This window comes from Bacillus sp. FSL R10-2780 (genome assembly GCF_038006125.1).
Taxonomy (GTDB): Bacteria; Bacillota; Bacilli; order Bacillales; family Bacillaceae_G; genus Bacillus_A; species Bacillus_A cereus_U.
Genome location: NZ_JBBOUQ010000001.1, coordinates 857,897 through 874,969 on the forward strand (window position 1 = coordinate 857,897; position 17,073 = coordinate 874,969).

Sequence of the window (17,073 nt, forward strand, 5' to 3'; positions counted from 1 at the left end):
AAAAGCACTGTTTTAGCTAAAACAGTGCTTTTCTCTTTGATTGCACAGTTGCTGCATTTTCATCATGTATGCCTGCTTCTTCAGTAATTCGTTTTTTTACTTTATTTAATAGATGGTCTACTGCTTCACCAAAATAATTAGCTTCGCTTTTTGTGCGGGCTTCTCGTAAACATTTATAGTTTTCTAGCAGTTCCTCTTTTTCGGAGTTTGTTAAGAAATCTTCTATTTTCTTTTTTGTCATACGAAACACCCTTTCTTCTGACAAACGACGCAATAGAAAATATTTATTTTTCATTATAACAATAATTTTTAAAGAAAGTATAGATTAACGTCGTAATAATTTGTCAATTTCTTGAATTTTCTCATCAGCTTTCCCAATTTGTGAATTTTTAGCCTGTTCACCACCTAGAGCTTGATGAAGTAAAAATGTTTGGCCTGAAATAGCGGTTACAATAGATACTTTTATAATTTCTTTAATTAAGGTGACATCGAATAAAACAAGTCCAAGAAGTGCAGCTAGGCTACCGGTAAATATATCGGTTAAAAACCCAAAGTGGAAAAACGTTTTTAAACGGCGTGGAAGCAATAACTTACCTTGGTTATTGATCAGATGGGAAACGAAGCCAGTAACGCCACCAACAAGAACAGCAGTTAGCCATTGATACATTTCCATCGAATCCACTCCTTTTAGTGAATAAGATTCGTTTACTAAATATATATTCCTTTTTAAATTTTATATAAGCATATTGAGAAAGTTTGTTCTGGCTAATTGCTTGTTCAATTTAATTATAACAGAAAAATCTGATATATTTCAGTCTATTATATGAAGCCTTTTTTCATTAATATGAATTCAGAAAGGGGTGCGTGAAATGTATATAGATTATCGAATAAGAAGTGTAGATGGTTATACAAAAAATATAGGTGAACTTGTAAGTATGATGGAGCATACGCGGGCAGTAACATTACAGGAAATAGATGATTTAGCAGTGGAGCAATTGGATTTAATAATGCCGAGTGGTGAGAATTCAATTGGTGCTTTACTGAAGCATATAGCGGCTATAGAAAAAGTCCATCAGCTTATTTCTTTTCAAAATCGTGATTTTACAAAAGAAGAATTAGAAATATGGGAAGATGCAATGTATTTAGGGGAAGCGGGGAGATCTATCCGTGGTTATGAAATACAGTATTATGTACAACTTTTACAGAAAGTTCGAGATGAAACAATAGAGTGTTTGAGACAACAGGATGATGAATGGCTAATGTCAGAAAGAAAGTGGCCTAATGACGTAGCGTATAATCAGCACTACCTTTGGTTTCACGTGCTAGAAGATGAAATTAGTCATCGTGGACAAATTAAAATGTTAAAAAACAAGTTATTTGAAAATTATGTTAAATAATGTAGCTTTTTAATGAGATATTCCATATAATGAGAGTAATTAAAATTAGAACGGAGTGATGTATTATGGCGAATATGACTGATATGAATAATAAATCAAATACAAAGGTGGATGGAAAGGGCGATATTATATAAGATAGTTCGCAATCCTTCCACTTAGTACAAACTAGGGAGGATATTTATTTGAATCAAAATATTTTAGAATCGTTCGGCTGGGATTCATTTTTTGAAGAGCAAGCTGTAGAGAAGAATTATGAAGTAGGGCGTATTTTACTTGAGCATAAGCATATATATCGGATTATTTGTAGTGACGGTGAATATATGGCAGAACTGTCTGGGAAGTTTCGGCATGAAGCGTTAACGAAGGGGGATTATCCGGCAGTTGGTGATTGGGTGTATATAAAGAAAATAGAAAATGAGAAAAAGGCAATTATTCACCGTATTTTTCCGAGAAGAAGTTCTTTTTCAAGACAAGAAGCTGGTAACAGAACTGAAGAACAAATTATCGCAACAAATGTAGATTATCTATTTTTAGTGAATGCACTTAACCATGATTTCAACGTAAGAAGGATGGAACGTTATTTGCTGGTGGCTTATGAGAGCGGTGCAATGCCTGTTATTGTTTTAACGAAGAGTAGTTTATGTGAAGATGTGGAACAGAAAATTGCAGAAACTGAAGCGGTAGCAATCGGTGTTCCGATATTTGTTGTTGATAGCTTAGTGTACGTCGGAATAGAATCATTGCAACAATTTGTTTCACCAGGAAAAACAATTGCTTTAGTTGGATCTTCAGGTGCAGGGAAATCTACTTTGTTAAATGCATTAATAGGAACAGATGTAGCAAAAACCGGAGATATACGTGAAGAAGATAGTAAAGGAAGGCATACGACAACTCACCGTGAATTGTTCCAATTACCGAGTGGCGGTTTAGTAATTGACACGCCTGGTATGAGGGAACTTCAGCTTTGGGAAGGAAGCGCGGCAATTCAAACTACATTTTCCGATATTGAAGATCTTGCAAATACTTGCCGCTTTCGAGATTGTAAACATGAAGGTGAACCAGGATGTGCAGTGCGAAGTGCTATAGATAACGGAACTATACCCGTAGAGCGCTTACTAAGCTATAAAAAACTGCAAAGAGAATTGGCATATGTTATGAGAAAACAAAACATTATTCTGGCAAGAGCGGAACGAGATAGATGGAAAAAGGTTTCTAAACAACATAAAAAAATGTAAAAAACCAAAGGGCTTGTTCCTTTGGTTTTTTTGTATTTGTAAATTTTATAATAATGTTATTCGTATATATAGACAAAAGAAATTAATTTGTTTAAACTTTACAAAGTGTTCATCAAAACAAGTTATAAAAATAGAAACTAAGGAATGGAATATATTCAAAATTAGCTCTATTTAATCTTTAAAGCTTAATATTGAAATGCAGGAGGTTTATAATGAGTAAACTAGTAAGTTGGTTTAGAGATATGAAAGTAGCAAAAAAGCTATTAATTTCATTTTTTGTTATATTAATTGCGGCAGTCTCTATTATTGGGGGCATGTCGTATCAAACAGCTAAAAAGAATTTTGAATCACAAATTATGAGTAGCGCTCAGGATAATATAAAAATATTGGATAATTTAATCAATCAAATGATTGAAGCGAAATTCAACGATGTAAATAATTTTGCACGAGTGATTCATAGTGATATGTATCAAGGAGATAATCAGGATGAACTAAGAAAAACATTATCCCAATATATTAGTTTGAACAAAGATGTAGAACAAGTGTATGTTGCTGGAAACGATAAAAAATTTGTACAAGAACCAAATATACAAATGGCAGCAGATTATGATCCAACAGCGCGTTCTTGGTATAAAGATGCAGTGAATAAGCAAGGTGGAATTGTTGTCACTGAACCATATAAGGCACAAGGAAATGGACATATTGTCGTAACAATCGCAAAACAAACTGAAGATAAAAATGGTGTTATTGCGGTAGATTTAAGTTTAGATAATTTATTAAAAACAACAAAGTTAATCAATATTGGTAAAAAAGGCTATGCTTTCATTTTAGATGGAAAACAAAAAATAATTGCTCACCCTCAAGAAAAATCGGGTGACAAGGCAGATGATTCTTGGGGAAAGAAAATATACGAAGATAACCATGGCACTTTTTCATACACTTATGGTGGTAGTGAAAAGAAAATGGTATTCGCGACAAATTTAAAAACAGGTTGGAAAATTGCGGGGACGATGTATTCAAATGAAGTAGTTGAAGCTGCTCAACCTGTATTTTATAATATGTTAATTGTAATGTTTATTTCATTAGTTGTAGGCGGAGCGCTTATTTATTTCGTGACACTTTCTATTACCAAACCTTTAAAACAATTAGTTGTCACTTCTAAAGAAATAAGCGAAGGGGACTTAACTCAAACGATTCAAATACATTCAAATGATGAAATTGGACAACTTGCTAAAGGTTTTAATGAGATGACTCATTCACTACGTACATTAATTGGAAGAATTAATACTTCAGCGGGGCATGTTGCAGCGGCATCAGAAGAGCTAACTGCGAGTGTAAGACAAGCGAGTGAAGCAACGGAACAAATTACAATGGCAATGGATGAAATATCAAGTGGGGCAACGACGCAAACAACAAGTGTAGAAAATGGTGCGATGTTACTGTTTGATGTAACAGAAGGAATTCAGCATGTAGCAAATAGTTCATCATCTATCAATACGGCTTCTACTCATACTCGTGAAAAAGCAGAAGATGGTGGAAAGCTAGTAGGGAAAACAGTAAATCAAATGCAGTCTATTGCAGAATCTGTTTCACAATCTGATGCAGTTATACAGTTATTAAATAATAAATCAAAGCAAATTGGTGACATATTAGAAGTAATCCAAAATATTGCAGATCAAACAAATCTTCTTGCTTTAAATGCTGCAATTGAAGCTGCAAGAGCTGGTGAGCACGGAAGAGGATTTGCGATCGTTGCAGATGAAGTACGTAAATTGGCAGAGCAATCTAGCGTATCTTCCAGTGAAATTAGTAAATTAATATGTGAAATACAAGATGATATGAGTAAGACAGTAAAATCTATGGGTCATGTAAATGAAGAAGTTCAATCTGGACTAGTTATTGCAAATGAAACGAAGCAAAACTTTGCTGAGATTTTACAATCTACAAATGAAATTGCTAATCAAATTAAAACGATGGTTGAAACGGCTAATGGGATGTCAAAAGGTGCCAATGAAGTATCTATTTCAGTAGGGCAAATTGCAATGACAGCACAAAATAATGCGACGAGTACACAAAGTGTCGCGGCGTCTGCTGAAGAACAATTAGCTTCGATGGAGGAAATTGGTTCCGCAGCTGGTACATTATCTCAAATGGCTGAAGAGTTGCAAGGATTAATTGAAAGATTTAAAGTATAAAAAGGGGAGGCTGTCTCAAAATAGCATTAGTGCTATTAGAGACAGTCTTTTTAGCTGATAAACGGATTAGAGGTTCAATGTATTTAATATTTGTCGAAAAATAGAGGAATTTGTTAAGTGGGTGTATAATGAATATAGTATAGATTACATATAAAGGAGATCGGTATGGGAGTGTATTGGGGAACGAAAAGACATTCTTGGCTTAGCTATGTCTCGTTTTGGTTAAGTATTTTATTCTTTGTTGCTTTTTTAATTGAAGTGTTTGTATTTAAAACACTTTCAAATAGCTCATTACAAATAGCTAAATACTTTTATTTTATATTTGTTCCATTAAATATCATTCTTAGTTTAAGGTTATTATTTAAGAAGAATGAAAAGAAAATATTACCGATTTTTAGTTTAATTGTATCACTATTATTTGCAAGTTTAATTATAGTGTTAGCATTAGCAGCTACAGGAAAAGTCTTATGAGGAGAGTGATATAAATTACTCTTCTTTTTTGTGGTTTTTTTAGATGTATAAGTAGTGTGTAGGAAATAAGGAAAGTGATAAGTTATCAGTAAGAGGACGTACTAGTGAATAGAGAGTGAACTGAAAATACTATATGTTTTGTATGTGTATATAAAGCAAATGAATGCAGTAAGATTCGTGATATATGGTACAATAAACATGGATAGTGATAGAGATAAAGGGTATATAAAATACTCATCGTTTTTTAGTAAGAGAGGGGTTATCTTATGCTATACGAGGATTTGATGACATTATTCCAAGCTACTCCGATAGAATTAGATAGAGGCGGCTGGAAATATATAATCCAGGAACAAAATGATAATTATGAGATTGTTGATGAAATGTTAAAAAAGAAAATGAATGTTGAATTGTATTTTAATGAGTATGATGAGGTGAAAATCACTTTATATAAAGATGGAAGCCCTATTACTACTATGCAAAGAATTGCTATTTCAAAAGTTGAGTTGGATGAAGAAGAAGACGGCATTCAATTCGTATTAGAACGCATGCCAAGTCGAATGATTCGTTTGCAATTAAAGCCATACCTTGCAGTAGAAATGGGGCCGTACTGGGAAGTATGTGAAGACTGTGAATGAACATGAAAAAACATCCGTATACACGGATGTTTTTTCATGTTTTTTGAAGTTGTTTAAAGGCAATAATCGGTAGTAAAATGATGCTCACCCAACCGATAATAGGGTATAGAATATGAAGTAATTCACTATATCCGATGAAACTAAAGCAATAACTAATTAGTAATATGAAATAAATAATGTTATTACTTTTCCATCCGGTAATGGATTGCATTTGTTTTGTCATTCCGAATATATTCCCAACTAATGTTGTGAATACTTCACCAAAAATGATAAGAACAAAGAAAAAATGGAAAGTTGCATTAAACCTTCTTACAACTTCAGCCATTGGGATGTTATATTGATAAAATTGATCAACTGATAATATTGCTAAATGGCTACATAATAAAATAAAGCAAAGCCCCGCGCCTCCTAAAATGCCACCCCATAAAATAGCTTTTCGATCTTTTACTTCACTGGCCAATGGGACGAGAACACTTTGGGCGAGAGAAAGATTTAATGCGACATATGTAATAGGGCTAGTAATCCATTTCATATTCCAACTTTCTGTAGGAACAGTTTCAATAATAGGAGTTGTACCATGAATAAAGGTTGTAATAGCAAGTCCGATAATAAAAATCATCATAATAGGTACGACAAGTGTATTCACTTCAAAAACACCTTGTAACCCCCGGCTCCCAATAATGAGGCAGGCGATGACTGTGATGAAAATACCAAGTTGTCTCGGGAGACGGAGTTGTTCTTCAAATACTGCCCCGGCTCCTGATAACATAACGCTAGTTACGCCAAATAATACGAGTAATAATAAAGTATTTACGACATTTCCAAATACATCCCCAAATAAATATTTATTAAATTCTTGCGCTGAAAATGCCCCGATTTGTGATGAAAGTAACATCATTTTTGTACCGAGCCAAATAAAAAAAAATCCACTTATACATATGCCAATGGTCCCGTACAATCCGTTAACTGTAAAAAATTCAACAATTTCTCGCCCAGTAGCAAATCCAGCTCCAACGACCGTTCCGATATAAGTAGCAGCGACTTTCTTTGCTACTTGCCATTGTTGATTGTCCATGTTATCCCTCTTTCTTCTATGATGAGCTTGACTTACTATTATGCATATGTGTGAGCTTGGACAATTAGACATATGAAGTAGTTGAAAGGATACATGAATTATATGATATTAGGGAAATATTAAGGTTGTTAAAACTTTGTTACATATAAGCTGTTCATTCGGAAGAATAGGGGATATATGGTAAAATGAAGTTAGGTTATTAAAAGATAGTAACATGATAAGAGGAGTGGATTGTATGAGTACGAAAACAAATGTTGTTGAAGTATTAAACAAGCAGGTAGCAAACTGGAATGTATTATATGTGAAACTGCATAATTATCATTGGTATGTGACAGGACCACACTTCTTTACATTACATGAGAAATTTGAAGAGTTTTATAATGAAGCAGGAACGTACATTGATGAGTTAGCAGAGCGTATTTTAGCGTTAGAAGGAAAACCGTTAGCGACAATGAAAGAGTACTTAGCAACTTCAACTGTAATCGAAGGGACAAGCAAAGAGTCTGCAGAAGAAATGGTACAAACTTTAGTAAACGATTTTTCTGCACTTATTCAAGAATTAAAAGAAGGTATGGAAGTAGCTGGTGAAGCTGGTGATGAAACGTCAGCTGATATGCTATTAGCAATTCATACGACATTAGAACAACATGTATGGATGTTAAGTGCATTCTTAAAATAAACATAAATTGATTAAAGAAAAACTCTATCGAAAAATTCTTTCAATAGAGTTTTTTATAATTTTTCAGTTTTCTTTTATGCTATAATATAGTAAAAAGGAGGCGATACGATGTTTCGCTTTTTCAGAACTGGAAAAGAAGATAGGGAAATTACGAAAGATGAATTAGAACAAGCGATGGCTAAGTTTCTAGAAACGAATGCTAATATCGTTTATACAGTCTTAGTAAATGATGATTACACAGTAAATTATGATTTGTTAAAGCCTTATTTACCTGCATTTCCAACAAATTTTTTTCTGATAACGAAGGAAACGCTTGAAGTATTTGAACATACAGAAGAAAATTTAAACCTAGTTAAAGAAATTGATATCGTACAAAAGGCCGTAGATCAATATGTAACAGAAAAAGAAATGTTCCCAATTGTTGAAGATAGCGAAGATCGCCTCATATGCGGAGTGAAATTAGGACCATATTTAAATCGTATATTAAAAAGAAACTTATATATTTCAGAAAAGCATTATTTAGTTTCAAGTAAACCAGATAAGAAAAAAAGAATAGTGGGTAAGATGTTATGAGAACAACAATAATATATTGTTGTCTTTTTTTTGTTAAAATATTGATTTTTCAGTTTATTTGGTTTTATAATACAACTAGTGGATAGGAAGGAGTGGTGTATTATGCGTATACATACATTAATTATTAAATATCATTCTGAGAATCAGGTATTGTTAAGTTGAATTGTAGAATTCACCTACTTATACCGTGACCCTAGAATGATAGGAAGATTGGAGAAACAATTATTATAAAAGGTTACGGGGGAATTTCTATATGAAAAATAGTATGACTTATATTAAGTTATTAAATGAAACGTTAGATTGTTATGCAAATAAAGGAAGTTTTGAGGCGTATTCTTACATAATGAAAAACGCTAAAGATGTAATGGGTAATGAAGCACAAATATATAATTTTAAATATGCGTTAGCAAGTGCTGCAGGACTTGAAGAAGAAGCGATGTATTTAATGAAGGAAGCCATTATAGAGAATGGATTTTGGTACGGAAGTGAGTATTTAATTTCCGATGATGATTTAAAACCATTACATAAATTTGAAGAGTTTCATAGAATGGTTCAATTATGTAAAGAAAGAGAAGAATTAGCAAAGAAATCGGAACAAGCAGACCTGAAATATAAATACAGCAAACAAAATGAAAATCTACTAATAACACTGCATGGGGATCAAGAAAATATACAAATAATAGAACCATATTGGAACTCTGTAATGGAACAAGGTTTTATGCTGGCATTGCCTCAATCTTCCCAAATTCAATTTTCAGATGGATATGTTTGGGATAATATCGAAAGAGGAAGAGAAGAGTTAAAAGGACATTACAATAAGATTAAAGTGAATAAAACATTTGGAAATATTATTATTGGTGGCTTTTCTGCTGGGGCAAGAGTAGCGTTACATTCCATGTTACAAGGTGAAATAGAAGTGAACGGTTTTATTTTTGTGGCACCGTGGCTCCCGGAAATGGAAGAATGGGAAGAAATGATTGGAATATTACATGATAAAAGCATAAAAGGATATATAATATGTGGGGATCAAGATGAAGATTGTTTCGAATGTACACAGCAATTTGTAAAGTTATTAAAGGATAAAAATATAGAACATAAGTATAAAGTTGTGCCTAACTTAAATCATGATTATCCTCATAATTTTGAGGAGTTATTAAAAGAAGCTATTGAATATATAGGAAGCAAAAACAATTGATTGGTAGTAAGAAAGGGAGATGCATCATATGTGATGCATCTCCCTTTCGTTATTATAAATTAAAAGCGTCTGCCAATAGGCGATAAGAGTTTAATTTATGTTCAAATTGATGAGTAATCGTGACAATCATAAATTCGTCAGTATTATACGCTTTGCTTAAGTTTAATATTTTTTCTTTCACAGAAGATGGATCACCGACGATCATACGTTGACGATTTTCTTTTATGCGGAATAGATCATAAGCACTATACGCATAATTTTGAGCAGTTTCGATAGAAGGAGTACCAGTAGTCCGTTTTCCTTGTTCTAATAGTAAAATCGATAAATCAAGGCTTGATGCTATCTTCTCCGCTTCTTCATTTGTTTCTCCGCAAATAACAAAAATAGATACGATTGATTTTGGTTTATCACCTAAATAGGAAGGTTGGAATTGTTCTTGATAAGCCCTCATTACTTCAGGGCCACCGTATCCGTTAATGAATTGTGCAAATGCAAAAGAAGCGCCTTGCTTTGCGGCAATCATTGCACTTTCTCCGCTAGAACCGAGCATCCACATTTCAGGAGATGTTGTGATAACTGGAGTAGCCTTTAAGTTTGCACAATGATGATTTTCTGGTACTTGATCATGTAAGTACATAGCAACATTTGCAATTTGTTCTGGATATTGATCAAGTGAGACCATTTTACCTTCTTGAAGTGCGCGAGTTGCTATCGGCATACCACCAGGTGCTCTCCCGACACCAAGGTCGATGCGGTTTGGATAAAGTGCTTCTAGAACGCGGAAATTCTCGGCAACTTTATATGGACTATAATGTGGCAGCATAACACCACCAGAACCAACTCTAATACGATCAGTTTTCGCGGCAATATGTGAAATGAGTATTTCTGGACTTGAACCAGCTAAGCTAACTGAATTATGGTGCTCGGATACCCAAAAACGTGTGAATCCTAGTTTTTCAACTTCTTGTGCAAGCGTAACTGTATGTGAAAAAGCTTCAACTGCTGTGCTACCATCTGAAATAGGTGATTGGTCTAATACACTTAATTTGATCATAGAATATACCTCTCAATCTTAATGTACATTCTATTATATATTTACTTACGAAAAATGCGTAGTGAAATGCTCACACAAAAAAGAGGGTGATATTATATCGGCTTTTAACGAGAGAATCCTCGTTCATAATGATTCATTTCGACTAAGTTTAATATATATTCGTAGTTATCGATCTCGAGTTTTATTTGTTCACGTTCTTTATTAGATAATTTCATATTACTAAGTTTTTTGCATAGGTGTTGTTTCTTTAATTCCAAATGCTTTTTTGTAGCATGGTAGTCATAAGTATGTTTCATTTATCTAACTCCTTCCTTACCGTTTCCTTATTATATGAAGCATGTGGAGATGCGAGAGCTATACCTTATGTATTTTTAGTGAATATTCCAATTGCTATGGTGTTATGTTTATAGGAACTTATGAATAAAATGCACTAAACCACTAATGCATATTTTATCCCGCATTAACGGGCAGTAAAACTCCCACCTCAAAATGCGGCTGGAGCAAAGAAGGTAGGTGGGAGATCAACTGCCCGTAAACGCCCGATTGGTTCAACTAATAATCAGTGGGGGATGAACAAAACCCCCACTGATTAAAGTTTCACTTTATGAAGTAAGGGGTGGAATTGTGCAGAAAGATATAATGTTTAACACTGAGATGGATGAAACGTTAAAAGTTATAGATAAAGGATTGAAGAAGACGACACACCCGAAACAAATTATTGTAGTAGGGGCTGGTATGGCGGGATTAGTTTCGGCATCTTTATTAAAGGCTGCAGGACATCAAGTGAAGATTTTTGAAGCAAACAACCGTGTAGGGGGCCGGATAGAGACGGTTAGAATGGAAGATACCGGATTATATCTAGATGTTGGAGCGATGAGAATACCATATTCGCACACATTGACGATGGCTTATATAAGAAAATTCGGGCTCCAGGTGAGTCCTTTTATGAATCGGAATGAAACAGATATTATATATGTTAATGGCCGAAAAACGACATTGCAACAATACGAAAAAGATCCAAGTATTTTAAGATATCCCGTTGAAATGAATGAAGTTGGGAAAACATCTGAAGAATTATTATTATTAGCAGTACAGCCAATTATAAATTTTATTAAAAAAAATCCAGAAAAAAATTGGGATATTGTAGTAAAGGATTTTGGGAGATACTCTACAGGTCAATTTTTAAAGTATCATCCTTATCAATATAATACGTATTTTTCACCGGTAACGATCGAGATGATTGGTGTTCTATTAGATTTAGAAGGTTTTTTGGAAAGGTCATTCGTTGAGACATTAAGATTTTTATACATTATGCAAGAGGAAAGTGGATTTTGCGAAATAATAGGTGGGAATGATAGATTACCAAAGTCTTTTTTACCACAATTAGAAGAAAATATTATATATAATCAAAAATTAATGAAGCTTCATCAACAAGCCAATGGTGTAACAGCCTATTACCGAAATGAGGAAACTTTTGAGTATAGTAGTATAACTGGCGATTTAGTTATTGTTACAATTCCTTTTTCAACAATGCGATTTGTAGAAGTAGATCCATTTGATTCGATATCTCATGCGAAGTGGAAAACAATTCGCGAATTGCATTATATGCCGGCTACAAAAATAGGGATTCAATTTAAAAGTCGTTTTTGGGAGGAACAAGGGCAATTAGGGGGGAGAATTATAACAGATCTTCCTATACGTTATGCGTATTATCCAAGTCATGGAATCGGTTCAAAAGGACCAGCCATTATGCTTGGGAGTTATACGTGGTCATACGATGCATTACTATGGGATGGTTTATCAAAAGGGGATCGTATCTATTACACATTACAAAATTTAGCAACAATATTAGGTGGTCAAGTATATGATGAGTTCATGTCTGGAATATCAAAGAGTTGGACATTAGATCCATATGCGCTTGGAGGGTTTGCACTATTTCAAGCTGGCCAAGAATCTGAATTACAGCCAGTCATTGTAAAACCTGAGGGGAGAATATATTTTGCTGGTGATCATACAACGCTGTATCACGGATGGATTCAAGGTGCGATTGAATCCGGAGTGCGTGTGGCGGTAGAGGTAAATGATTCGAAAGTATAAAATTCAGAAAGTTCTTTACTGTCTACCTTGAGATGGATATTATTAAATACAAAAGAATTATGGGGAGTGTTTAATTTGAATCCATTATTATTCGATTTTCCTTCTGAATTTTATACCGAAAGGCTTTTAATTCGAATGCCAAAACCAGGTGACGGTAAGGTTGTATATGAAGCGATTCAAGCTTCAAAGAAAGAATTAAGGCCTTGGATGGTTTTTGCACAAAAAGAGCAAACAGAGGAAGAAGTGGAAGAGAGTATTAGAAAATCGCATATTCAATTTTTGCAGCGAGAAGATTTGAGGTTACTAGTGTTTTCGAAAGAAACCGGCGAATTTATTGCATCTGCCGGATTACATCGTATTAATTGGGATATACCTCAATTTGAAATCGGGTATTGGATTGATTCAAGGTGGAGTGGAAAGGGCTATATGGTAGAGGCGGCAAAAGGTATAACGGAGTTTGCTTTCACTGAACTGAAAGCAAACCGGGTAGAAATTCGTTGTGATTCTCTAAATAAGAAGAGTAGAGCGATACCTGAGAAATTAGGTTTTAAATTAGAGGGGATTTTAGAAAGTGCGAGTGTTGCGGTAGATGAAAATGGATTAAGAGATATGTGTGTATTTGCAATGACGAGAAATACATATAAAAAAGAAGAGCTGTAAAGTAACGGCTCTTCTTTTTGTACATTATGGGACAGGATGTCCGTTAGAGCTTTCGAAAATTGTAAACCATTGTTGGCGGTCTAAGTTAACTTTTGTTGCCATTGCAGCCGTTTTTACTCGATCTAATTTACCAGAGCCAACGATTGGCATCATTTTAGCTGGATGAGCAAGTAACCATGCATACATAACAGTATCGATGCTATCAACGCCTAGCTCAGTAGCAATTTTTTGTAAAGTTTCACGTACACGTACGGCGCGTTCTGATTGGCCAGTAAAGATTTCTCCACCAGCAAGAGGTGACCAAATCATTGGATTGATTCGTTTTTCTTGGCATAAATCAATCGTACCTTTTTCAAAATGCTCAAGCTGCATCGCAGATACTTCAATTTGATTTGTAATGAGCGGGAAATCTAAATATGAACTTAACATATTAAATTGAGAAGGTAAAAAGTTAGAAACACCGAAGTGACGAACTTTTCCTTCTTGCTTTAAGCGTGAGAACGCTTCTGCCACTTCGTTTGGGTCCGTGAATGGATCAGGACGATGAATGAGCAATACATCAATATAATCTGTATGTAAGTTTTGTAATGAATCCTCCGCGCTCTTTATGATATGTTCAGCACTCGTATTGTAGTGAGCAACATATCGCTCTGGAAATTTCGGTGATGGGGGAGCGATTCCACATTTTGTGATAATTTGCATGTTTTCGCGTAAGGAAGGCTTGAGTTGTAACGCTTCTCCAAACAATCCTTCACATGTATATCCGCCATAAATGTCAGCGTGATCAAAAGTAGTAATCCCGATATCCATACAAGATTCAATAAAAGAAAGTAATTCTTGTTTCGTCATATTCCATTCTGCTAAACGCCAAAACCCTTGAATAATACGAGAAAATTCTAGTGTTTCGGCCATTTGAACTCGTTCCATTATAAGTACCCCCTTGATGAATGATAATGTTTTTGAAAAGGCTTTCTTGCTACATATTATTATATAGTTACAGGGTCGTACATACAATAAATATGTTTTGCTACAAAAACGATTTTCTCTATATGCTATAATGTAAAAACATATAGCTATAAGGAGAGGACGAAATGATTCCAGTAACAATATTAACGGGTTTTCTTGGATCTGGGAAAACGACATTATTAAATCGCATTTTATCAGAAGATCACGGCAAAAAATTAGCAGTGATTGTAAATGAAATAGGGCAAATTGGTATCGATAATCAGTTGATTATGAATGTTGAAGAAGAAATTATGGAAATGACAAACGGCTGTTTATGCTGTACTGTACGTGAAGATTTACTCGTTGCTTTAAAACAATTACTGGACGTAAAAGCAGAAGGGAAAATGGACTTTGATGGCTTAGTAATTGAAACGACTGGTCTTGCAAATCCAGGACCGATTATACAAACATTCTTTTTAGATCCAGTAATTCAATCTGCATATCAAATTAACGGTGTTGTAACAGTAGTAGATAGTTACCATATACATAAACATTTTGAAAAAGGGCTAGAAGCAAAGGAACAAATTGCATTTGCAGATGTCGTTTTAGTAAATAAATTAGATTTAATTGACGAAAGTGAAAAGGAAAATCTTCTGCATGAACTGCAAGGAATTAACCCGACTGCAAAATTAATCGAGACGACTAACTGTGAGGTAGATATATCATCGTTACTACAAATTCAAACGTTTAAAACGAAAGATACGTTACAAATTTACCCTCATAAAGAACATAATCATCTGGAAGGTGTAAAATCATTTGTATTACGTGAAGAGCGTCCGTTAGATTTACAAAAATTAAATGAGTGGATGTCAGCTGTCGTTCAAGAGCTAGGCGAATATTTATATCGTTACAAAGGAATTTTATCGATAGATGGAGTAGATAAACGTATTGTGTTCCAAGGCGTCCATACGTTATTTGCCGCTTCGTACGATAGAGAGTGGCAAGAGGGAGAAGAGCGAGTAAGTGAAGTAGTTTTCATCGGAAAAGATATTAATAAAGAATGGTTCCAAGAACATTTTCAGGAGTGTGTGAAATAAGTCTGTGTAATTGCAGGCTTATTTTTTATGAGCATTCTATTAGAGATAGTATTAGATTGCAAAACGAAGCACATAAGGGAAAGAAACTAAAAATAGAAAACATAACATTGATAAATAAATAATAAAAAGCCTGTTTTCACAGGCCTGTATTTTCATCTATACGTAATTCCATTACAACACCTACAACTGGACCCTCGTCATCAATATCCCCGTTTAAACGGAAGCCGAATGACTCATATAGTCCCATTGCGAGTTTGTTGTCTGGATGTAAACTTAAATAAATTATTTTACATTCAAATTTTTCTTGTAAGAATTGAATGAGTAAGCGAAGGAAACGTTTTGCGTATCCTTTTCCTTGATATTGTTGGTCAATCATAAAGCGATCTAGCCAAACACTTTCATGTTTTTCCGAATACCATCCATACATTGCATACCCTATAAGTGTTTCTCCATCATATAAACCTACTGACGTTCCGTTTCCTTCAAATAATGATTCTGCTAAAGAAAACGCATTACTTTCAATAAATTGCTGCTGGTCTTTTGCTACGTTTAAAGCAGCTACTGAACGCCAATTTTTTGCTGTTACTTCACAAATGTGAAGAGTCATAATTCCAACTCACCTTCTAAATTAATATAGCTTAACAGCTAATATGGATAATTTTACTTGTTATTTCAGTCTCGTCAAGCAGAAGAACATAAAAAGTCGGCTAAATGACATATTTAGCCGACTAGAAAATATAGTTGATTAGTTTGTTGCTTCTTTTAAAGTATTTACGTTTTCTTCCATTAATGTGAAGTAATCTTTATTGTTCTTTGCATCATCCTCAGAAATAGTAGCAAGGTGATTTAAGCGTAAAATTTTTGTACCTGTTTCTTTTTGAATAACTGATGCTACTTTTGGCGTAGAGAATGTCTCAAATAAAATATATTTTAAACCGTGTTCTTTTACTGTTTTTGTAATGTCAGCAAGCTGTTTTTGAGATGGTTCATCAGACGCTGAAATTCCAGCGATTGGAATTTGTTTTAAACCGTAGCGTTGTTCCCAGTAGCCATAAGCTGCATGTGAAACTAATATTTCTTTCGTTTTTGCATTTGCAACAACTGCTTTAAATTGATCATCTAAATCAGTAAATTTTGTTTGTAGTGCTGCGAAGTTTTTTTCGAACTCTTTTTTATGTTCAGGCTGTAATTCTACAAGTGCATTTTTAATTTTTTCTGCTTGTTTCATCGCAAGAGTAGGATCTATCCAAACGTGTGGGTCTTTATCATGGTGATGTTCATCTTCTTTATGACCGTCTCCATGATCGTGCTGCTCTTCTTCAGATGAAGCACGAAGTTCGATATCTTTAGATGCATTTACAACTTTTACGTTTTCTTTTTTTAATGATTTTTCCATTTTTTCGGCAAATGGTTCTAATTCTGCGCCGTTATAAACGAATAAATCGGCTTTTGCGATTTGTACAGTCTGTTTTTGACTCGGTTCAAATGTATGAGAATCCGCACCAGGTGGGTAAATTGCTTCTACATTTACATAATCACCACCGATTTTTTTTGCGAAATCAGCAAGTGGGAAAATGGTTGTATAAACAGTTAGTTTTCCATCTTTCTTGGCAGTATCTTCTTTTTTATTTGAGCAGCCAGTAAAAATTAAAGTGAAAATAAGTAAGAATGAAAATATAGTCAATCTTTTAGGCATGAAGTTCTCCTCTTTTCTTTTTTTACCGATATATCTTCCCCAATTATAGAAGAAAAATATCATTTTAAT

Annotated in this window: 19 protein-coding genes and 1 pseudogene; 12 read left to right on the top strand and 8 right to left on the bottom strand. The window is 34.2% G+C overall.

Going from position 1 to position 17,073, the window contains the following annotated elements; translation table 11 throughout:
• Positions 1-16 precede the first annotated feature (16 nt).
• Positions 17-241, bottom strand: a complete 225-nt coding sequence (locus NSQ47_RS04490; RefSeq protein ID WP_002158225.1) for a hypothetical protein — start codon at positions 239-241, stop codon at positions 17-19.
• Between the two features lie 84 nt (positions 242-325).
• On the bottom strand, positions 326-673 hold the full coding sequence (locus NSQ47_RS04495; protein ID WP_002158224.1) for a DUF4257 domain-containing protein: 348 nt from the start codon (positions 671-673) through the stop codon (positions 326-328).
• 196 nt (positions 674-869) lie between these two features.
• Here NSQ47_RS04495 and NSQ47_RS04500 point away from each other — a divergent pair, with 196 nt between their 5' ends.
• The 6 genes and pseudogenes from NSQ47_RS04500 (at position 870) to NSQ47_RS04520 (ending at position 5,933) form a co-directional block, all read left to right on the top strand.
• Entirely contained in the window at positions 870-1,397 is a 528-nt protein-coding gene (locus NSQ47_RS04500) for a DinB family protein (RefSeq protein ID WP_340823269.1), read from the top strand.
• Positions 1,398-1,579: 182 nt separating this feature from the next.
• Complete coding sequence (gene rsgA, locus NSQ47_RS04505) at positions 1,580-2,632, top strand: ribosome small subunit-dependent GTPase A (protein WP_340823271.1); 1,053 nt, start codon at positions 1,580-1,582, stop codon at positions 2,630-2,632.
• A 356-nt stretch (positions 2,633-2,988) separates the two neighbouring features.
• Positions 2,989-3,885 (top strand): annotated as a pseudogene (locus NSQ47_RS28165) (HAMP domain-containing protein); the annotation flags it as partial.
• Positions 3,886-4,008: 123 nt separating this feature from the next.
• Positions 4,009-4,827 carry a methyl-accepting chemotaxis protein gene (locus NSQ47_RS28170; protein ID WP_407057248.1) on the top strand — a complete coding sequence of 273 codons (819 nt, stop codon included), beginning with the start codon at positions 4,009-4,011 and terminating at the stop codon, positions 4,825-4,827.
• Positions 4,828-4,992: 165 nt separating this feature from the next.
• The gene (locus NSQ47_RS04515; RefSeq protein ID WP_002158218.1) at positions 4,993-5,298 is read left to right on the top strand and encodes a hypothetical protein; all 306 of its coding nucleotides are present in this window, start codon (positions 4,993-4,995) and stop codon (positions 5,296-5,298) included.
• A gap of 266 nt (positions 5,299-5,564) precedes the next feature.
• Positions 5,565-5,933 carry a DUF3979 family protein gene (locus tag NSQ47_RS04520; RefSeq protein ID WP_002158217.1) on the top strand — a complete coding sequence of 123 codons (369 nt, stop codon included), beginning with the start codon at positions 5,565-5,567 and terminating at the stop codon, positions 5,931-5,933.
• Between the two features lie 34 nt (positions 5,934-5,967).
• Here the strand turns inward: NSQ47_RS04520 and NSQ47_RS04525 are convergent, their stop codons facing one another.
• Positions 5,968-7,008 (bottom strand): YkvI family membrane protein, encoded by a 1,041-nt coding sequence (locus tag NSQ47_RS04525; RefSeq protein WP_002158216.1) that lies wholly within the window; start codon positions 7,006-7,008, stop codon positions 5,968-5,970.
• Between the two features lie 235 nt (positions 7,009-7,243).
• Here NSQ47_RS04525 and NSQ47_RS04530 point away from each other — a divergent pair, with 235 nt between their 5' ends.
• From NSQ47_RS04530 to NSQ47_RS04540, 3 genes are all read left to right on the top strand, one after another.
• A complete protein-coding gene (locus NSQ47_RS04530; RefSeq protein WP_002200786.1) occupies positions 7,244-7,687 on the top strand; it encodes a Dps family protein in 444 nt (147 codons plus the stop codon).
• Between the two features lie 108 nt (positions 7,688-7,795).
• Positions 7,796-8,260, top strand: a complete 465-nt coding sequence (locus tag NSQ47_RS04535) for a DUF3939 domain-containing protein (protein ID WP_002158214.1) — start codon at positions 7,796-7,798, stop codon at positions 8,258-8,260.
• Between the two features lie 253 nt (positions 8,261-8,513).
• Positions 8,514-9,455, top strand: a complete 942-nt coding sequence (locus tag NSQ47_RS04540) for an alpha/beta hydrolase (RefSeq protein ID WP_002158213.1) — start codon at positions 8,514-8,516, stop codon at positions 9,453-9,455.
• A 52-nt stretch (positions 9,456-9,507) separates the two neighbouring features.
• Here the strand turns inward: NSQ47_RS04540 and NSQ47_RS04545 are convergent, their stop codons facing one another.
• Both NSQ47_RS04545 and NSQ47_RS04550 read right to left on the bottom strand, forming a co-directional pair.
• Positions 9,508-10,509 carry an LLM class flavin-dependent oxidoreductase gene (locus NSQ47_RS04545; protein WP_341036256.1) on the bottom strand — a complete coding sequence of 334 codons (1,002 nt, stop codon included), beginning with the start codon at positions 10,507-10,509 and terminating at the stop codon, positions 9,508-9,510.
• Between the two features lie 104 nt (positions 10,510-10,613).
• On the bottom strand, positions 10,614-10,805 hold the full coding sequence (locus NSQ47_RS04550; RefSeq protein ID WP_016104605.1) for a DUF3896 family protein: 192 nt from the start codon (positions 10,803-10,805) through the stop codon (positions 10,614-10,616).
• 328 nt (positions 10,806-11,133) lie between these two features.
• On the opposite strand from NSQ47_RS04550, the gene NSQ47_RS04555 reads away from it, so the two are divergent.
• Complete coding sequence (locus NSQ47_RS04555; RefSeq protein ID WP_078173220.1) at positions 11,134-12,606, top strand: flavin monoamine oxidase family protein; 1,473 nt, start codon at positions 11,134-11,136, stop codon at positions 12,604-12,606.
• A gap of 75 nt (positions 12,607-12,681) precedes the next feature.
• On the top strand, positions 12,682-13,266 hold the full coding sequence (locus NSQ47_RS04560; protein WP_215581406.1) for a GNAT family N-acetyltransferase: 585 nt from the start codon (positions 12,682-12,684) through the stop codon (positions 13,264-13,266).
• A gap of 24 nt (positions 13,267-13,290) precedes the next feature.
• Here the strand turns inward: NSQ47_RS04560 and NSQ47_RS04565 are convergent, their stop codons facing one another.
• Positions 13,291-14,193 carry an aldo/keto reductase gene (locus NSQ47_RS04565; RefSeq protein WP_088078389.1) on the bottom strand — a complete coding sequence of 301 codons (903 nt, stop codon included), beginning with the start codon at positions 14,191-14,193 and terminating at the stop codon, positions 13,291-13,293.
• Positions 14,194-14,357: 164 nt separating this feature from the next.
• Between NSQ47_RS04565 and NSQ47_RS04570 the strand changes: the two genes are divergently transcribed.
• Positions 14,358-15,308 carry a CobW family GTP-binding protein gene (locus NSQ47_RS04570; protein WP_340823291.1) on the top strand — a complete coding sequence of 317 codons (951 nt, stop codon included), beginning with the start codon at positions 14,358-14,360 and terminating at the stop codon, positions 15,306-15,308.
• 136 nt (positions 15,309-15,444) lie between these two features.
• Here NSQ47_RS04570 and NSQ47_RS04575 read toward each other — a convergent pair whose 3' ends face one another.
• Both NSQ47_RS04575 and NSQ47_RS04580 read right to left on the bottom strand, forming a co-directional pair.
• Entirely contained in the window at positions 15,445-15,915 is a 471-nt protein-coding gene (locus NSQ47_RS04575) for a GNAT family N-acetyltransferase (protein WP_215581410.1), read from the bottom strand.
• A gap of 138 nt (positions 15,916-16,053) precedes the next feature.
• A complete protein-coding gene (locus tag NSQ47_RS04580) occupies positions 16,054-17,004 on the bottom strand; it encodes a metal ABC transporter substrate-binding protein (RefSeq protein WP_002118552.1) in 951 nt (316 codons plus the stop codon).
• Positions 17,005-17,073: the final 69 nt, after the last annotated feature.

Coding starts and splice junctions, on each gene's coding strand:
- NSQ47_RS04530 (WP_002200786.1), top strand. CDS start 7,244: ATGAGTACGAAAACAAATGTTGTTGAAGTATTAAACAAGCAGGTAGCA.
- NSQ47_RS04525 (WP_002158216.1), bottom strand. CDS start 7,008: ATGGACAATCAACAATGGCAAGTAGCAAAGAAAGTCGCTGCTACTTAT.
- NSQ47_RS04570 (WP_340823291.1), top strand. CDS start 14,358: ATGATTCCAGTAACAATATTAACGGGTTTTCTTGGATCTGGGAAAACG.
- NSQ47_RS04580 (WP_002118552.1), bottom strand. CDS start 17,004: ATGCCTAAAAGATTGACTATATTTTCATTCTTACTTATTTTCACTTTA.
- NSQ47_RS04500 (WP_340823269.1), top strand. CDS start 870: ATGTATATAGATTATCGAATAAGAAGTGTAGATGGTTATACAAAAAAT.
- NSQ47_RS04495 (WP_002158224.1), bottom strand. CDS start 673: ATGGAAATGTATCAATGGCTAACTGCTGTTCTTGTTGGTGGCGTTACT.
- NSQ47_RS04550 (WP_016104605.1), bottom strand. CDS start 10,805: ATGAAACATACTTATGACTACCATGCTACAAAAAAGCATTTGGAATTA.
- NSQ47_RS04575 (WP_215581410.1), bottom strand. CDS start 15,915: ATGACTCTTCACATTTGTGAAGTAACAGCAAAAAATTGGCGTTCAGTA.
- NSQ47_RS04490 (WP_002158225.1), bottom strand. CDS start 241: ATGACAAAAAAGAAAATAGAAGATTTCTTAACAAACTCCGAAAAAGAG.
- NSQ47_RS04535 (WP_002158214.1), top strand. CDS start 7,796: ATGTTTCGCTTTTTCAGAACTGGAAAAGAAGATAGGGAAATTACGAAA.
- NSQ47_RS04540 (WP_002158213.1), top strand. CDS start 8,514: ATGAAAAATAGTATGACTTATATTAAGTTATTAAATGAAACGTTAGAT.
- NSQ47_RS04520 (WP_002158217.1), top strand. CDS start 5,565: ATGCTATACGAGGATTTGATGACATTATTCCAAGCTACTCCGATAGAA.
- NSQ47_RS28170 (WP_407057248.1), top strand. CDS start 4,009: ATGGATGAAATATCAAGTGGGGCAACGACGCAAACAACAAGTGTAGAA.
- NSQ47_RS04565 (WP_088078389.1), bottom strand. CDS start 14,193: ATGGAACGAGTTCAAATGGCCGAAACACTAGAATTTTCTCGTATTATT.
- NSQ47_RS04515 (WP_002158218.1), top strand. CDS start 4,993: ATGGGAGTGTATTGGGGAACGAAAAGACATTCTTGGCTTAGCTATGTC.
- NSQ47_RS04545 (WP_341036256.1), bottom strand. CDS start 10,509: ATGATCAAATTAAGTGTATTAGACCAATCACCTATTTCAGATGGTAGC.